The following is a 15,734-nucleotide window of genomic DNA, read 5'->3' on the forward strand; positions in this document are numbered from 1 at the left end:
CCCGGTCCCATTCCGAACCCGGAAGCTAAGCCTCTCAGCGCCGATGGTACTGCCCTGGAGACGGGGTGGGAGAGTAGGACGCCGCCGGACAACCATTCACCAAAGGCCCACCCCCGACCGGGGTGGGTCTTTGGCGTACCCAGACCACCCCGGCCTAGGCTGAACAGGTGCAGCACACACAAGCCCCCGCCCCCACGGCACACGAGCCACAGCGCACCCGCTACGCGATCAGCGTCGGCGCCGCGGTCGCCACCGGGCTACTGCTTGTCCTGCTCGCCGGAAGCACCACCGGAGTCTTTGACCCCGCGGTCGTCGCCGACCCAGGCGCACTCGTCCGCTGGTCCCTTCCTCTCGTCAGCGTCACCGGGGAGCTCGCCGCCGCCCTCACCATCGGTGCCCTCGTCGCAGTCGTATTCCTCCTCGGCGACGACGCCGACCGCAGCCGCGCACTCCTTGCCGCGGCCGCCGGCGGCAGCCTGTGGGCCCTCACCTCCGTCGCCGACACCCTCCTCACGTTCACCGACGTGCTAGGTGGACAACCTTCCGACGGGGTCTACGGGGCCCAGCTCGCATCCTTTCTCACCGGAGTGCCGCTCGGGCGCGTGCTCCTCGCGATCACCCTCATCGCCGGCGCCGTAGCCGTCCTGGCGATCATCGTGCGCACCCCCACCGGGGCCGCATGGACGCTTGCCCTCGCCGCGACCGCCCTGGCGCTCCGGTCCCTCACCGGCCACTCCGCCGGCGCATCCGGTCACAACATCGCCGTGTCCGCGATGTTCCTCCACCTCGTGGGGGCCGCCACGTGGGTCGGTGTGATGCTCGCACTCGCCGCCGTACGCGCCGCAGGCGGCCTGCGCGGCCCCGCCCTGGCCGACGCGATCAGCCGGTTCTCACCGTTAGCTGCCTGGTGCCTCGTCATCGTCGGCTACTCCGGTGTGGCGAGCGCCGTCGTCCGCCTCGGCGGCTTCAGTGACCTCGGGACAAGCTATGGACGGCTCGTCATCGTCAAGGTCCTGCTGATCGCCGGGATCGGGGTCGTCGGTCTCCTGCACCGCAGGGCGCTACTCGCTCGGAGCGGTGCAGGCACGCTCGCTCGCGAGGGCCTCACCTTCTGGCGGCTCGTGACGGTCGAGCTCGTGCTCATGGGCGCCGTGGTCGGCGTGGCCTCCGCGCTCGGATCCTCGAGCCCTCCCGTGCCCGACGAGCCCCGTGCAGGCCTCACGCCCGCCGAGGTCATCACCGGCGAACCGCTGCCGCCAGAGCAGACCGCCGCGACCTGGTTCACCCAGTGGCGCTGGGACGTGCTCATGACGCTGCTGATCGGCGCAGCGCTCGTCGTCTACATCCGGTGGATCCTGCGCCTGCGCCGTCGCGGCGACCGCTGGCCCTGGGGGCGCACCGCTGCATGGGCGACCGGCATGGTCGTCATGCTCTGGGTGACCTCAGGCGGCGCGGCCGTCTACGGGCATGTCCTGTTCAGCGCCCACATGGTGCAACACATGGTCATGGCCATGGTCGTCCCGTTGTTCCTCGCCCTGTCCGCACCCGTGACGCTGGCCCTTCGGGCGCTGCCCAAGCGGCACGACGGCTCCCGCGGCCCCCGCGAGTGGCTTCTCGTCCTCGTCCAGTCCCGCTGGGGCGCGTTCTTTGCGAACCCCCTCGTCGCCGCGACCAACTTCGCGGGCTCGATGATCCTGTTCTACTTCACCGACCTGTTCGAGTGGTCGCTGACGACGCACGTCGGGCACATCGCGATGATCGTGCACTTCACGCTCGCCGGATACCTCTTCGCCAATGCGCTCATCGGCGTCGACCCCGGTCCTCAGCGCCCCGGCTATCCCATGCGCCTGCTCCTGCTCTTCGCGACCATGGCGTTCCACGCGTTCTTCGGCGTCACGCTCGTCACGAGCGAGGTGCTGCTGGTGCCCGAGTGGTTCGGGCTGCTCGGCCGCACCTGGGGTGACACTGCGATCGCGGACCAGCAGGTCGGTGGATCGATCGCGTGGGGGATCGGAGAGATCCCCACGATGGTGCTCGCCGTCGTCGTCGCGGTGCGCTGGGCCAAGGACGACGAGCGCGCCGCCCGTCGGCGGGACCGTCGCATCGAGACACGCGGGGACGTGGAGCTCGACGACTACAACGCGATGCTCGCGAAGCTGGCGGAGCGAGACCGCTGAGCACCGGATCGCGGATGACGTCGTGCGCAGAGCCCGCGATGCCGCCGGCTGGCACAGGCAGGGCGGTCACCGGCTGGCGTGAGCGCGACTCGTCGTGAGGCGCGACCTACTCGGGTACCGAGAGGATCCCCGAGACGACGCCAGTCAGGACGTCGAAGTCCGTCACGAACTCGCGTGCCAGAACGTCTGCCGCAGCCGACTCGCCCTCCGACGCTGGGGCCGTCGAGTCCATGGGTACCTCACTCTCATGATGGCGTCCCTGACGAGACCAGGGACGCGGGAGAGTCTCTCAAGGCGCACGGCGGAGTCCAAGGTGCTGTCACCCTGGACGAGACGGCGACCATGCTGGCGCTCACCCCAGCGAGTGCGAACCGTTCGCGCTCAGGCACATCATCGGCGAGACGGTGTTGGCCCGACGTCGAGCAACCCTGGACGTCTCGACGCCCGGCGAGGGTTGGCGCGACCGGCACGCTCGGCTAGCATCGCCATGGGGCAGGTGGTAGAACGAGAACGGACTCGTGCGGGCGGCCCTCTGACAGGGGAAGAAGCTCGATGAGACGGACAATTCTTGCAGGGGCTGCTGCGATCGCTGTGGCTGCAGCCGGTCTCGTGGCGGCACCCGCCGGTGCCGCGGACGTGACACCGCTCGAGGTCGTCGTGACCAACAGGGGCGGCGGCCCGCTGTATGGCGCCGAGGTCGCTGTCCGCCAAGGTGGGGCAGTCGTCGCCTCTGGGGAGTCCGACGCGCGTGGGCGGCTCACGACGAACCTCCCGACCGGCACGTACCAGGTCACGGTGACCTTCGCCGACGGGTGCGTAGCCATTGCGCCGGGTGTGTCCGACGTCGTGCTCACGGCAGGCTCGACGCAGCGCCTCAACCTCGCCCTCGACGGCCCCAGCGTGGTGTCCGGGCGTGTGACCTCCAAGCAGCTGCCCGTTGCCGGCGCTCGGATCTACCTGGATTCCTTGGACCTGTCCGAGGTGGCGAAGGCGGATGCGGACGGGTGGTACTCCTTCACCCTGTGCGACGACTCCGAGTGGCTCGACGGAGGCTCGCTGTCGGCTGACTGGGGCACAGGCGGGAACTCCCCGCGCACCTACAGCGGCCCGACCGGCCGCCGCGCGGACGGCACTGGGGTGGGGTACAAGCGCGACAGCTGGGCCGAGCGAAACTTCGAGCTGTACTCATCGCTCGGCAACATCACGGGCAAGGTCGTCGACTCGAAGGGCAGGCCCGTCGCGGGCGTCTGGGTCGAGGCCAAGGCCACCGACCGGAATGCGTTCGGCGTCAGCACCGGGAAGACGGCGGCTGACGGCACCTACCGGATCCCCGGACTCCCGCACGGTAGCTACAAGGTCACGTCGCGCAAGGGCGCAGCCGAGCGCTCCGTCGCGGTCAAGGTGACGACCGGCAGGACGGGCACCGCGAACATCAAGCTGCCTCCGGGCACCATCCCAGGGAAGATCAGCGCCAAGGTCTCCGTCCCCAAGCAGATCGAGGAGCACGTTCAGACCGGTGTGACCGTGAAGGACTCGAAGGGACGCACCGTCGGCGAGTACGGCCCGTTCCACAACGGCAAGACGACCGTGAGCTACCTCGCGCCAGGCCGCTACCGCGTCTACCTGGACGGAACCGGCATCTCCAAGCAGGTCAAGGTCACCAAGGGGAAGACGACTCGCATCTCGTTCACACGACCCGTGGGCACCAAGATCACCGGGACGGTCCGCTGGGCCAACGGCAAGGCATTCGCGAAGCGCTCGCTCATCGCCTATGACTCCCGCGGCGGTGTGCTCGCCACGGTGAAGACCAACGCGCGCGGCGAGTACACCATCCGTGGTGCGATGCCCGGCAAGTACCGGATCACAGCCTGGCACGCCGAGAGCGACCTGGGTCGAGGTACGACCGTCACGGTGAAGAAGGGCAAGAACGCGAAGGCGAGCTGGCGCTTCGTCAAGACCGGCACGATCACCGGCACGGTGCTCAACTCGCAGGGTTCCCCGGCGAGAGGTGTGGAGGTTGCCGCCTACGACTCTCGAGGCCACGAGGTCTCGATCAGCCTCGGACACACGGACGACCAGGGGCGCTACTCCCTCAAGGTGAAGCCGGGCAAGCTCACGCTGCGAACCGTCGACCCGACGGATGGCGGCATCGGCTACTTCCATGGCAAGGCCAAGGTCACCGCCAAGAAGGGCACATCGGTCGCGGCCCCGACGATCACGGTCAAGGGGCCCTGATCCAGGACAAGGTGCTCGAGGCGTGTGAAAGGCGTGGAGCCGCAGCTCCCCGCCTCGAAGGAAGACTAGGAGAAGCTGATGAGACGGAAGATCCTGGCGGCTCTGGCCGTCGTGGCCGTGGTACTGACCGGGGTGGCTGCCGCACCTGCGGGTGCGGCAGACGTGGCGCCTCTCGAGGTCGTCGTGACCAATCGTGGCGGAGGCCCGCTCGAGGGCGCCAAGGTGACGGTCACACGCGGTCCTGACGTTGTCGCCACAGAGGTCGCGGACGCTCACGGAAGCGTCAAGGTGCCCTTGGCCGCGGGCGACTACGCCGTGAGGGCCACGTTCGACTCGGTGTGCGTGACGACCTCGCCGGCCGCGGCGAGCGTCCACCACGTCGCGGGCGTCGCGAGCCGAGCTTCCCTGACGATCGACGGCGTCAGCGTGATCACCGGGCGCCTCACCGCAGACGGAGCTCCGGCCGTGGGCGCCCGGGTGAACGCCTCAGGCGCTGGGAAGTATCGAGACCTCGGCGCGGTGGACTCTGACGGCCGGTTCGCTTTCGAGGCGTGCCCGGGCGTGCCGTACCAGGTGTGGGGGGAGAGGCCCGCCACGAATGCCGGGTACTCCACGACCTACCTGGGCGGCGTGACCCGGGAAGCCGACGCGGCAACCGTCTCAGTCCCGGCCGACAGCGTCGCGACCGTGGACATCCCGATGTTCACCCAGGTCGGATCCATCAGCGTGAAGGTCGTCGATGCGAAGGGCAAGCCCCAGCCGGACACGCGGATCACGGTGCACGGGGTCGACCGGAACTTCTACCTCCGCAAGCGCACCGACAGGAACGGTCACGTCCGTCTCGACGGCATGCTGCGCGGGACCTACACGGTCGGCAGATACAAGACCGTCACGGTGACCCCGAAGAAGACCAGCAACGTCACGATCAACGTGGATGAGAAGTGGGGCACGGTCAAGGTCACGGTCAAGGCCCCCGCGAAGCTGTCCAAGAAGGTCAGCCTCGACGCCACGGTGAAAGACGCGAAGGGCGCGACGGTCGGCACGTACCACTCGTCGAAGCGGGGGACCACGAACATCTCCGACCTGCCTGCGGGCAAGTACCGCGTGATCCTCGGCGGCACGAACATCTCGAAGAAGATCACGGTCAAGCGTGGGAAGACGACGAGGGTCTCCTTCACGCGGCCTCTCGGGACCACGATCACGGGCACGGTCCGCAAGGCGAACGGAAAGCCCTTCAAGGGCAAGGTCCGCGTCTCCGACGGATATGGCACCTACCTCGGGGTCGTCACCACGACGTCGAAGGGCAGGTACACGCTCAAGGGGGCCGTCAAGGGGCGGTACGTCGTCAGCGCGACAGGCAAGGACCGCACGGGTAAGACCCGCGCTGTGACGGTCAAGAAGGGGAAGACAGCCAAGGTCGATCTCCGCTTCGCCAAGACCGTGACACTCGCGGGCAAGGTCGTCACCGACACCGGGAGACCTGCCGCAAAGGTCGGAGTCACGCTCGTCGACAGCTGGGGTCAGTGGTCGTGGAACGTCGCCACCACGGACGTGAACGGCCGCTACGAGATCAAGGTCGTCCCAGGGAAGTACACGATCCACCTCAAGGACGCGAGCGAGCAATGGGCGTGGGACGACGAGTGGCTCGGAGGTGGCTACTTCCACGCGACGTCGAAGTCGCCGGTGACCGTGAAGGCGGGCAAGACGACGGCTGCGCCGACAATCACGGTCAGAACGAGATGACCTCGGCCGGGCGGGCGTGGGCCCACTGACGTCGCGGAGGGCGGGGAGCTACAGCTCCCCGCCCTCCCGTCATGTCAGCGACGCGGCAGGATGATCGGAGCGCCCCCGCGCGGGTGCTCGAGCACCTCGACCGGGTGCTCGTAGACCGCCGAGAGCAGCTCCGGCGTCAGGACCTCGCCCGGGATGCCGTCGCCGACGACCCGGCCGCCCGCGAGGATCGTCACCTGGTCGGCGTACGCCGCCGCGAGACCGATGTCGTGCACGACGACGACCACCGCGCCGCCAGCACGGGCGTGCGTGCGAGCGAGCGTGAGGACCAGCTCCTGGTGCCGCAGGTCGAGGGCCGCCGTCGGCTCGTCGAGCAGCAAGAGCTGCGTGCGCTGCGCGAGCACGCGAGCGAGCGCCGCACGCGCCCGCTCGCCCCCCGACAGGGTCGTGAAGCTGCGCGTCGCGAGGTGCGTGACGTCCGTCGCCTCGAGCGACGCGGCGACGATCGCGTCGTCGTCCTCCTCGAGGGGGGTCGCGCGCCACGGTGACCGACCCATCTCGACGACCTCGCGGACCGTGAAGGGGAAGGATACCGCCACGTCCTGCGTGAGGACGGCGCGCCGCAGGGCGAGGTCCGTCGTCGACCACGAGGAGAGTGGAGCGCCGTGGACGGTGACCTCGCCGGACGACGGCTTGCGGTCGCCCGTCAGGACGCCCAGCAGCGTCGACTTGCCCGCGCCGTTCGGACCCACGAGCGCACGCACCTCGCCCGCCCGCACCTCGAGGCTCGCACCGTCGAGGATCGACGAGCCGCCCAGGGTCAGGTGAGCGTCGCGCACCTCGGCGAGGGCCTCCCCGACCGGGAGACGCTCAGGCAGCCGCGGATGCCGGGGCCGCAGACGGACGGTGTCGAGGAACGTCCCGACGACCCCGCTCACGCCCAGCCCCCCTGCGACGTACGCGTGCGACGCAGGAGCCAGAAGAAGAACGGCCCCCCGACGAGCGACGTGAGCATGCCCAGCGGCAGCTCCGCGTGCGCGATCGCCGTGCGCGCCACCAGATCCGCGACGACGAGCACGAGCGCACCACCGAGCGCCGAGCCCGGCACGAGGAAGCGGTGCCCAGGACCCGCGACCATCCGGACCACGTGCGGGACGACGAGGCCGACGAACGCGATGATGCCCGTGAACGCGACGCCCGCAGACGTCAGCAGCGCGACGATAAGGATCACGACCTGCCGCAACCGCTCGACGTCGACACCCAGGTGACGGGCCGCGCGCTCACCGAGCGACAGCAGGTCCAGCTTGCGGCGCAGCATCATCGCCGCGACGAGCCCGATCGCGACCATGGGAGCGACGATCGCGACCGAGCGCCACGTCGCACCGTTGAGAGACCCCAGCTGCCAGAACACGATCTGCTCGCGCGCCGACGGCGACGCGATGAACACGAGGAACGCGAGCACCCCCGAGGTGAACGCGTTGATCGCGACACCCGTCAGGACAAGGGTGACGACCTCTGTCCGCCCGTTCGCCCGCGCGAGCGCATACACGACGAGCGTCGTGACGAGCCCACCGACGAACGCGGCCGCCGCAACAGCCAGCGACCCGGAGAGCACCCCGCCCGCCATCGGGAGCACGATGACCGTGCACGCGCCGACCGCGGCACCCGACGAGATGCCGATGACACCAGGCTCCGCGAGCGGGTTGCTGAACACACCCTGCATGAGCGCGCCCGCGCAGCCGAGCGCTGCGCCGACGAGGACACCGAGGGCGATCCGCGGGAACCGCGCGACCCACAAGGTGTTGTCGCCCTGCGGGTGCGCGGGCAGCGTCCCTAGGTCGAGACCGAGATGATGGAGCACCGAGCCGAGCACCTCGGCCGGAGTGACCGGCGTCTGGCCTGACACGGCAGAGACGAGGGCGGCCGCGACGAGCGCGACGACGAGGCCCACGAGGAGCGCGATCCCGCGCGCAGGACGGGTCGCCTCGATCCGCGCTGCGGGGGCGTCGACGCCGGAGCCGGTCGTGTCTGCGGCGGGAGCGGGGCGGACGCTCATCGGTAGAGCGCGTTCGCGAGGCGGGTGATCGTGCCCGCGGTCGACGGCCCGAAGGACAACAGCTCTGTGTCAGGCGCGTCGATCACGCGCCGGGTCGCGGCCGCGGGCGTCTGGCCGATGCCCGGGATCCCGAGCAGCGCGTCGACACCACCGACGGACTCGAGGCCCGCGCTCATGACGAGCAGGACGTCCGGTGCGGCGTTGATCATCCCCTCGCTCGTGATGGGCGTAAAGCTGCGGTCCAGGCCGATCGCCGTGCCAGCATCCTCCGCGCCGACCGCCTCGATCATCGCGTCGGCACCCGAGCCGGGGCCGCCCAGCAGGTAGACGCCCGCCGTGCCGCGCACATAGAGGAACGCGACGCGCGGCCCCGACCCGTCCGCCGGGGCGAGCGCGCGTGCCTCGGCGATCTCGGCGTCGGTCCGAGCGACCAGCTCCTCGCCCGCGGCGGGGACGCCGAGCGCGGCCGCCACGGCGCGGATGTGGTCGTCGATGCCCGCAAGAGTGCGCTCCGGGTCGAGGAAGACCACCGGGATGCCGGCGGCCCGCAGCTGGTCGAAGACCTCGGGCGGGCCGATCGAGGTGTCGGTGAGCACCACGGTGGGGTCGAGCGCGAGAATCGACTCGACGTTCAGCGCGTGGCTCGAGCCCGTGACGACCGGCAGGTGCTCGGCCTCCTCGAAGCCGCTCGCGACGTCCCGCCCGATGACGTTGTCGCCCAGGCCGAGCGAGAAGACGATCTCGGCGAACGTGCCATACAGGTCGACGGCGAGGATGCGGCTCGCGTCGGTGACGGTGACCTCGACGCCGTCGGCCGACGTGACGGTCGCCGGGAGCGTGGGGGTCGGGGTCGCCAGCGGGCGCACCGGGTCGGCGAGCGCCTCGATCGTGCGTGGTCCCGTCGGGCCCGAGGTGGTGCCTGTCTGCTCGCTCGCTGGGGTCGCGCCGGCGGCGCCGCAACCCGCGGCGAGCGTGCAGACCGCGATCGCGGCGAGGGCCGCGCGCAGCCGCGCCGTCGTCCGCTCACGCATCTCGGTCCGCGTCGTTCACGGGCGCTGCATCGCCGGGAGTCGCTGCGGTGCGCCGTCGCGCGAGGAGGAACGCGATGCCGCCGAGGACGACGACCGCGCCGACCCCGACCCACACGAGCGGTGCGCCGCCAGCGGCGCTGTCGGCGGACGTGGCGCTCGAGGTCGCGGGGACCGGGGACGCGGACGACACCGCGGGACCCTCGGTCGTCGGCGGTGCGGTCTCGGCGGCGTCGGACGTCCCTGCCGGCGCCGTCGTCGCGTCGGTCGGCTCAGCGGCGCCGGGCGCGGCGAACGTCAGCGGGATGCGCACGTCGGCCGAGCGGTTGTCGATCCGCGTGTGGTCGGCGAAGGTCGCGAGGACGCAGCCGTCGGGCGCGGCCGCCTCGTCGAGGCAGTCGGTCAGGTTGTCCTGCGCGACGACCGTCGTCGTCAGCTCGAACGACCCGCCGGGGCCGAACGGCTGCGCGAGGTCCTTGCCGTACGACGGCGGGTTCGAGGAGAACCAGCCGCTCGATCCGGTCGTGCCCGCCATGTCGACGCCCCCGAGGCACGGCGTCGGCCGCTTCTCTGGGCCGTTGTCGACGCAGACCGCGACGTAGATGCCGATGGACTCGTCGAAGCCCTCGCCCGTGACGGTGAGCTCGGCGCCGGTCGGGTCGAGGCCGGTCGCGCGGGTCACCGTGACCTTCTGGCCCTCCGGTCCCTCGCCTGACACGGGGCCATCGGCGCCGTGGGCCCCCGGTGCGACGGCGAGGAGGCCGAGCGTCGCGACCGCGGTCGCGAGGGCGCGGCGGAGCGGCAGCCGGAGGCCGGCTGCGGGCACGGGGGTGCTGAGCATCGAAGGGGTTTCCTCGTCGGCGCGGAGAGAGGCAGGTTGCGGCGAAGTAAGGATAGCCTTTGTCGCGCGCGGACGGGGTGGCCGTCTCAGAGGTGAATGTCACCCAGCTCGGCAAAGAGCGCCTGGTTGAGACGGAACGCTTCCTGTGCCTCTGCGACGACCGCTGCGCGACCCTCGTCGTCGAACCGGATCGCGTCGAGCCGCTCGCGATAGACGTCCTTGAAGACCTTCGCCTTCTCGATGCCCTCGAAGCGGTAGAAGGAGACCCCCGCATCGCCGAGGCCGTAGTGGCGCTGCAGCATCGTGCGGATGATCTGGCCGCCCGAGAGGTCACCGAGGTAGCGGGTGTAGGCGTGCGCGGCGTACCGGGGGAGGGAGTCGATCGCGTCGAGGCGGGCGACGTACCGTGCGGTCGCTGGCAGGACGGTGATCTTCGCGGTCCAGTCGGCACCGAAGAGGTGCTCGAGGTCCTGCTCGATCTGCGGTGTGCGCTCGAGCTCGGCGAAGACGATCTGGGCTGCCGCACCCTCGGGGGTCGCGGCGATGCGTTCGCTCGCGGCTTCGAGGGCGCTGTAGATCGCGAGCTGTTGCGCTGCCAGGTCGGCGTAGGCGGCCTTGCCGCGCTCGCCGAAGCCGCCGGACATGAGGGTCTCGACGAAGCCCATCGTCTCGGCTTCGCGGTGGACCTGGCGGGTGCCCTCGCGCAGCAGGGCCGAGAGGGTGGCGCGGTCCGTCGCGGTCGTGACGGTGGGAGCGGTGGCGGTCACTGAGGGTCTCCGGTGCGGTCGTCGAGGCCGGCGTGGCCGGTCGGTCGTGTGCTGACGGAACGTCATGACACACTGACACCTCACCACACGTAGTTAGGTATGCCTACCCTTGTTCACACGGTGAGACGGGCCCTGGCGCGCGCCCAGTCGCACGTGGTTACGCTCGTCCATGGACACGACACCCGACACGCCCGCGGAGCCCTATGTCGCCGCAGTCGAACCCGACGTGAAGGACTGGACCTGGGTGCTGCGCGAGACGTGCCCCGAGTGCGGCTTCACCGCCGCAGACGTCGACCCTCGCACCGTGCCAGAGCTCGTCCCCGCACAGATCGCGTTCTGGCGTCGAGTCCTCGTCGACCCGCGCGTCAGCGAGCGGCCCGCGCCCGACGTGTGGTCACCCCTCGAGTACGCCTGCCACGTGCGCGACGTCTATGACATCTTCGGCACCCGCGTCGAGCTCATCCGCGACGAGGACGACCCGACGTTCCGCAACTGGGACCAGGACGAGGCCGCCGTCGTCGGCCGCTACCGTGAGCAGCGCCCGCTCGTCGTCGCCGACGAGCTCACCGAGAGCGCCGCTGCGCTCGCCGCCATCGTGCAGACGCTCCCCGAGGACGCGTGGGACCGGCGCGGCGAGCGGTCGAACGGCTCGTCCTTCACGACGGCGACGCTCCTGCAGTACTTCCTGCACGACGTCGTGCACCACGTCCACGACGTCCGGCAGCAGCTCGGGGACGTCTGACGGACGCAGCCAGGCCCCGGCTGTGCGGTCGGGGCCGTCTCGGCGAGAGCGGCGTCAGTGGTGGAAGGGGCAGCCGGCCGGGCCGGTCGGCGCAGGGCGCATGGTCGCCCCCGACAGTGCCGGCTCTTCGTCCACAGCGACCCCCGAGCTCGCGGACGCCGGCGGGACCCCGATCGCGCGGAGCACGAACTCCTCCGTCGCGCGCGTCGCGACCGCACGGGACGCGTCGTCGTGCCCGAGCGTGCGGCCTGACAGGCAGGCGTTCACGAGCGCGACCGTGACGCTGAGGTCCTGCGGCGGGAACGCGCGGCGCTCGATGCCGGTGCCGATGATCCGCTTGAGGATGCCCTCGACCATGTCGGCGTGCTCCCGGAGCTGGTGCTGCGTCCCGCGGGAGACGACCGTGCGCAGGTCCGGCCCGGGCGCGAGGTGGAACACGCGCTTGAGGCGCATCTGCGCGCGGACGTACGTGCGCAGCTGGTCGACAGGGTCGTCGACGTTCTCGAGCTCACGCTCGAGGCTCGCCACGTACTGCTCGGTCTCATGGTTGATGAACCCGACGAGCAGCGACTCCTTGTCGGGGAAGTGGTTGTAGACGGCGGTGCGCCCGATCTTGGCCGCCTGGGCGATCTGCGCGAGCGTGATCGAGTCGAAGCCGCGGTCGTCCATGAGGGTGGCAAGGGCGGTGAACAGCTTGTTGCGGGTCTGTTCGCGGTGCTCAGCGAGCGAGCCACCGATGATCTTGGGCATGGTGACATTCTGCCACCACTGTGTCATCACATGCGCCATCCGGGCTGTGGCGGTCCACACCCTCGGACGGGCATCCACAGTGTGAACACCCTGCGTCGAGTTATCCACAGATCTGCTCCACAGGGGTGTGCACCCCGCGAGATATCCAGGGTCCCGCCTGTGGACAGGGCTGTGGGTTGCGCACACCCCAAATGACAAGGGGATGAAGCCTTGCCGACGGCACCCGAGAGGAATAGGAAAGGAGAGAACTGCACCCCCAGGTCTTCCGGAAAACGGACGGGTCGGCGCGCCACGCGCCACGATCGACGACAGCCCACCCGAGCCCGGAAGGCCGACCGCAGCACCGGCACCGAAGGCGGACACGCCGCGGAGCCATGTGCACGACCACTCGTCGAACGGCCCCAGGCCGAGGTCGTGCGGTCCGACGGAGCCCCGCGAACCGCGGGGCTCCGTCCTTGCAGACGCGCGGCACGAGCGCCCACGATCCTCGCCACAGCGCCCCCGCAGGCCTAGGCTCAGGCCCGTGAGCGACGTCGACCGCGGGCCCGAGAGCGAGGAACCCGCACCTGTGGCACCCGCTCCGCCCGTCCCACGCCGCAGGTCGGCACGACCCGGCCTCGCCGACGGAAGCCCGAGCCGCCCGGGCATCCGCGCCGTGCGACCACCCGCACCCGAGCCGGTCACCGACCACGCCCCGCCCGAGCTGCTCACGCCCGCCCCTGCGGGAGCGGGCCGTGCGCGCACGCTCCCCGGACCGCGCAGGCGCGTCGGGCCCTGGTGCTTCGTCGAGCACCTCGCCGCCGAGGAGCGGACGGACCAGAGCCCGGCGCACGACGTCCCGGTCCACCCCCACACCGGGCTCCAGCTCGTCACGTGGATCTTCTCCGGAGCGATCGAGCACCGGACCTCCGCGGCACCGAACGCCGTCGTCCGGGCCGGCGAGCTGTCGCTCCTCACCGCAGGCAGCGGCGCCTCGCACGGGCTCGCCTACGCGAGCGGCGACGGCTCCCGAACACCGCTCCGCGCCGCTCGCCTCGCGGCGCTCCTTCCCCCCGGTGCCCTCGACCTCCCCGCGAGCCTCGAGCACCACGCCGACCTGCCGACGCTCGCCGAGGGCGGGGTCCGGCTCACGGTCGCGATCGGCACGGCCTGCGGGATCACCTCGCCCGCCACGACGCACCGGCCCCTCGTGTGCGCCCAGCTCGAGCTCGCCGCAGGCTCGCACATCGCCCTGCCCGTCGACCCCACCTTCGAGCACGGGCTCCTCGTCGACGACGGGGCCGTCACGGTCGACGACGCGCGCGCGACCGTCGCGGAGCTCGTCGTCCTGCCCGCAGGCCGCACCTACGTGCGCCTCACCGCAGGCGACGCGCCCACCAGGCTCCTCATCCTCGGCGGACCTCCCGCGGTCGACGAGACCGTGCTGTGGTGGGGGCTCGCCGCGCCCGGCCACGAGGGCATCGCGACCGCCCGCGCAGACTGGGCAGCGCAACGCACCCGCCGCGCCCACGGCGCGGACCCGAACGCGAGGTTCGGCCGGGTCGACGACGGCGCCGCGCCCGCCACCGCCCCCGAGCTCGCAGGTGTCCGCCTCCGGGTGCCCGGGCCGCGCGGCCCGCGGCGTCGCGACTGAGACGCCCCAGCGTCCTTGCCTGGCCGCGCGCCCGGGGAACGCTGGTCCCCAGAGGCCGCGCGACGGCGGGACAACGCGGCACCCCCCTGCCAGAGTGTGTCTGTGGCCACCACACCCGCGACGCGCGACAGGTTCGCCGACCTCATGCGCACCGCTGCCCTCGGCGCCGTCATCCTCGGGCACTGGACCATGGCGGCCGTCCGCCCCGACGACGACGAGGTGCTCCGCGTCGGCAACGTCCTGAGCGACGCCCCGTGGCTGTGGCCCGTGACGTGGGTGCTCGTCCTGATCCCGCTGTTCTTCTTCGTCGGCGGGTTCTCGAACGCGACGAGCCTCGCCCGGGCGCGTGCCCGCGGGCGCACCGACCGCGCCTGGGTCCGCGGACGTGTGGTCGGTCTGCTGCGCCCCGTCGCGCCGTTCGTGCTCGTCGTCCTCGCCGTCGTCGCGGCAGCCCTGGCCCTCGGAGCGCCGCGCACGCTCACGCTGACCGTCGCCGTCGTCGTGCTCATGCCCATGTGGTTCGTCGCCGTCTACACCGTCCTCGCCATGCTGACGCCGACGATGCTCCGCCTCGACGAACGCTTCGGCGTGCGGGTACCGGTCGCGATGGCGCTCGGCTCGGTCGCCGTCGACGCCGTGCGCATCCTCACCGACGTGCCGCTCACCGGGTACGCCAACTACGTGCTCGTGTGGGGCCTCGCGCAGCAGCTCGGCTTCGCGTACCGCGACGGGCGCCTGCTGCGGCTCCCGCGGCGCACCGTCGTCGTGTGGTTCGTCCTCGCGCTCGCGGCCATGGCCGCCGCGGCGGCGTCACCGTGGTGGGCCGAGTCGATGGTCGGCACCGCGGGCCAGCGGTCGCCCATGAACCCGCCGAGCACCCTGGCGATGCTGCACGTCCTCGTGCAGGTGGCGGGCGTGCTCCTGCTGCGGCCCGTCGTCGTGGGGCGACTCGACGGGCCGCGCCTCGCGCCGGTCCTCGACCGGGCTGCCGCGCTGTCGATGCGCGCGTTCCTGTGGCACCTGCCCGTCGTCGTCGTGCTCACGGGGGCGTGGGTCGCGGCCGGGCTGCCGCTGCCCGAACCTGGGAGCGCGACCTGGTGGTGGACGCGCCCGCCGTACCTCGCGGTGCTCGCGGCAGCGCTCTGGCTCGTCCTCGCCACGGGTGATCGCCTCCGCAGTTCACGAGCGCGCGGCCGCGCCGCGGTACCCGAGGCTCAGGCAGCCGACGCCGGCTGACGCAGGCGGATGTCGTTGCACGCCTCGCACACCGACTCAGGGATGAGGCCGACCGATTGCAGGCGGCCGAAGATCCAGCACCCGAGGCAGAATGCGAGCGCGGACTCGAGCGTCGCGGCGAGGACGACGAGGCCGACGAGCACCCAGGCGACTGTCGGGGCTCCCGACGCGTACGCGACGAGCGCACCGACCGTGAGCGTCGCGCCGATGCCCTGCGCGAAGCGCTTGGGCGGGCCGGGGACGAGGCGAGGGGCCCCCAACCGGGGCGCGATCACGCGCTGCGCGAGCCACCCGAGGACCGACAGGCGCGGTCCTGCGAGCACGCGGCCGAGGAACCCGGCCGCGAGGACCGCGAGCACGATCCACGACTGCGTCACGAGCGACGTGACCGCAAGCACGACGACGCCGGCCGCGACGGTGCGCGCCGCGAGCTCGTTGACCGGGTTGGGGAAGGAGAAGAAAGACCGCATGGGGCGAAGTCTGCGGCCCGGACGAGGCTCTGGCAAAGCCGGAGGACCTGTGTCCCAGCGTTCGGGCG

14 protein-coding genes and 1 rRNA gene are annotated in these 15,734 nt (G+C 71.4%); 7 read left to right on the plus strand and 8 right to left on the minus strand.

What is annotated here, in order from left to right:
- Together rrf and HF995_RS12665 are read left to right on the plus strand one after the other, a co-directional pair.
- A 5S ribosomal RNA gene (gene rrf, locus HF995_RS12660) occupies positions 1–90 on the plus strand; the annotation flags it as partial.
- A 77-nt stretch (positions 91–167) separates the two neighbouring features.
- On the plus strand, positions 168–2,177 hold the full coding sequence (locus tag HF995_RS12665; RefSeq protein ID WP_350308896.1) for a bifunctional copper resistance protein CopD/cytochrome c oxidase assembly protein: 2,010 nt from the start codon (positions 168–170) through the stop codon (positions 2,175–2,177).
- 106 nt (positions 2,178–2,283) lie between these two features.
- Here HF995_RS12665 and HF995_RS13950 read toward each other — a convergent pair whose 3' ends face one another.
- Positions 2,284–2,409: a hypothetical protein gene (locus HF995_RS13950; protein ID WP_286189642.1), complete on the minus strand. Its 126-nt coding sequence runs from the start codon at positions 2,407–2,409 to the stop codon at positions 2,284–2,286.
- A 320-nt stretch (positions 2,410–2,729) separates the two neighbouring features.
- On the opposite strand from HF995_RS13950, the gene HF995_RS12670 reads away from it, so the two are divergent.
- Both HF995_RS12670 and HF995_RS12675 read left to right on the plus strand, forming a co-directional pair.
- A complete protein-coding gene (locus HF995_RS12670; protein ID WP_168448190.1) occupies positions 2,730–4,412 on the plus strand; it encodes a carboxypeptidase-like regulatory domain-containing protein in 1,683 nt (560 codons plus the stop codon).
- A gap of 78 nt (positions 4,413–4,490) precedes the next feature.
- Positions 4,491–6,155, plus strand: a complete 1,665-nt coding sequence (locus tag HF995_RS12675; protein WP_168448191.1) for an MSCRAMM family protein — start codon at positions 4,491–4,493, stop codon at positions 6,153–6,155.
- A gap of 74 nt (positions 6,156–6,229) precedes the next feature.
- Here HF995_RS12675 and HF995_RS12680 read toward each other — a convergent pair whose 3' ends face one another.
- The 5 genes from HF995_RS12680 to HF995_RS12700 form a co-directional block, all read right to left on the minus strand.
- Positions 6,230–6,982 carry a heme ABC transporter ATP-binding protein gene (locus HF995_RS12680; protein WP_434060866.1) on the minus strand — a complete coding sequence of 251 codons (753 nt, stop codon included), beginning with the start codon at positions 6,980–6,982 and terminating at the stop codon, positions 6,230–6,232.
- Positions 6,983–7,077: 95 nt separating this feature from the next.
- Positions 7,078–8,199 carry a FecCD family ABC transporter permease gene (locus tag HF995_RS12685; RefSeq protein WP_168448192.1) on the minus strand — a complete coding sequence of 374 codons (1,122 nt, stop codon included), beginning with the start codon at positions 8,197–8,199 and terminating at the stop codon, positions 7,078–7,080.
- Positions 8,196–9,230, minus strand: a complete 1,035-nt coding sequence (locus tag HF995_RS12690; protein ID WP_168448193.1) for a heme/hemin ABC transporter substrate-binding protein — start codon at positions 9,228–9,230, stop codon at positions 8,196–8,198. Before HF995_RS12690 ends, HF995_RS12685 begins: the two co-directional genes overlap by 4 nt.
- Positions 9,223–10,068: a hypothetical protein gene (locus HF995_RS12695; RefSeq protein WP_168448194.1), complete on the minus strand. Its 846-nt coding sequence runs from the start codon at positions 10,066–10,068 to the stop codon at positions 9,223–9,225. Before HF995_RS12695 ends, HF995_RS12690 begins: the two co-directional genes overlap by 8 nt.
- Positions 10,069–10,154: 86 nt before the next feature.
- Positions 10,155–10,835, minus strand: coding sequence for a biliverdin-producing heme oxygenase (locus tag HF995_RS12700; RefSeq protein WP_350308898.1), 681 nt, complete (start codon positions 10,833–10,835; stop codon positions 10,155–10,157).
- Positions 10,836–11,004: 169 nt separating this feature from the next.
- Between HF995_RS12700 and HF995_RS12705 the strand changes: the two genes are divergently transcribed.
- Entirely contained in the window at positions 11,005–11,577 is a 573-nt protein-coding gene (locus HF995_RS12705) for a DinB family protein (RefSeq protein ID WP_168448196.1), read from the plus strand.
- Positions 11,578–11,631: 54 nt separating this feature from the next.
- Here the strand turns inward: HF995_RS12705 and HF995_RS12710 are convergent, their stop codons facing one another.
- Positions 11,632–12,327 (minus strand): TetR/AcrR family transcriptional regulator, encoded by a 696-nt coding sequence (locus HF995_RS12710; protein WP_168448197.1) that lies wholly within the window; start codon positions 12,325–12,327, stop codon positions 11,632–11,634.
- Between the two features lie 523 nt (positions 12,328–12,850).
- Here HF995_RS12710 and HF995_RS12715 point away from each other — a divergent pair.
- Together HF995_RS12715 and HF995_RS12720 are read left to right on the plus strand one after the other, a co-directional pair.
- The gene (locus HF995_RS12715) at positions 12,851–13,960 is read left to right on the plus strand and encodes a pirin family protein (RefSeq protein WP_168448198.1); all 1,110 of its coding nucleotides are present in this window, start codon (positions 12,851–12,853) and stop codon (positions 13,958–13,960) included.
- A gap of 102 nt (positions 13,961–14,062) precedes the next feature.
- Positions 14,063–15,196, plus strand: coding sequence for an acyltransferase family protein (locus HF995_RS12720; protein ID WP_168448199.1), 1,134 nt, complete (start codon positions 14,063–14,065; stop codon positions 15,194–15,196).
- Here HF995_RS12720 and HF995_RS12725 read toward each other — a convergent pair.
- Positions 15,175–15,666, minus strand: a complete 492-nt coding sequence (locus HF995_RS12725) for a DUF4395 domain-containing protein (protein WP_168448200.1) — start codon at positions 15,664–15,666, stop codon at positions 15,175–15,177. The genes HF995_RS12720 and HF995_RS12725 overlap by 22 nt on opposite strands.
- Positions 15,667–15,734: the final 68 nt, after the last annotated feature.

It is taken from the genome of Sanguibacter hominis ATCC BAA-789 (genome assembly GCF_012396185.1).
GTDB lineage: Bacteria > Actinomycetota > Actinomycetes > Actinomycetales > Cellulomonadaceae > Flavimobilis > Flavimobilis hominis.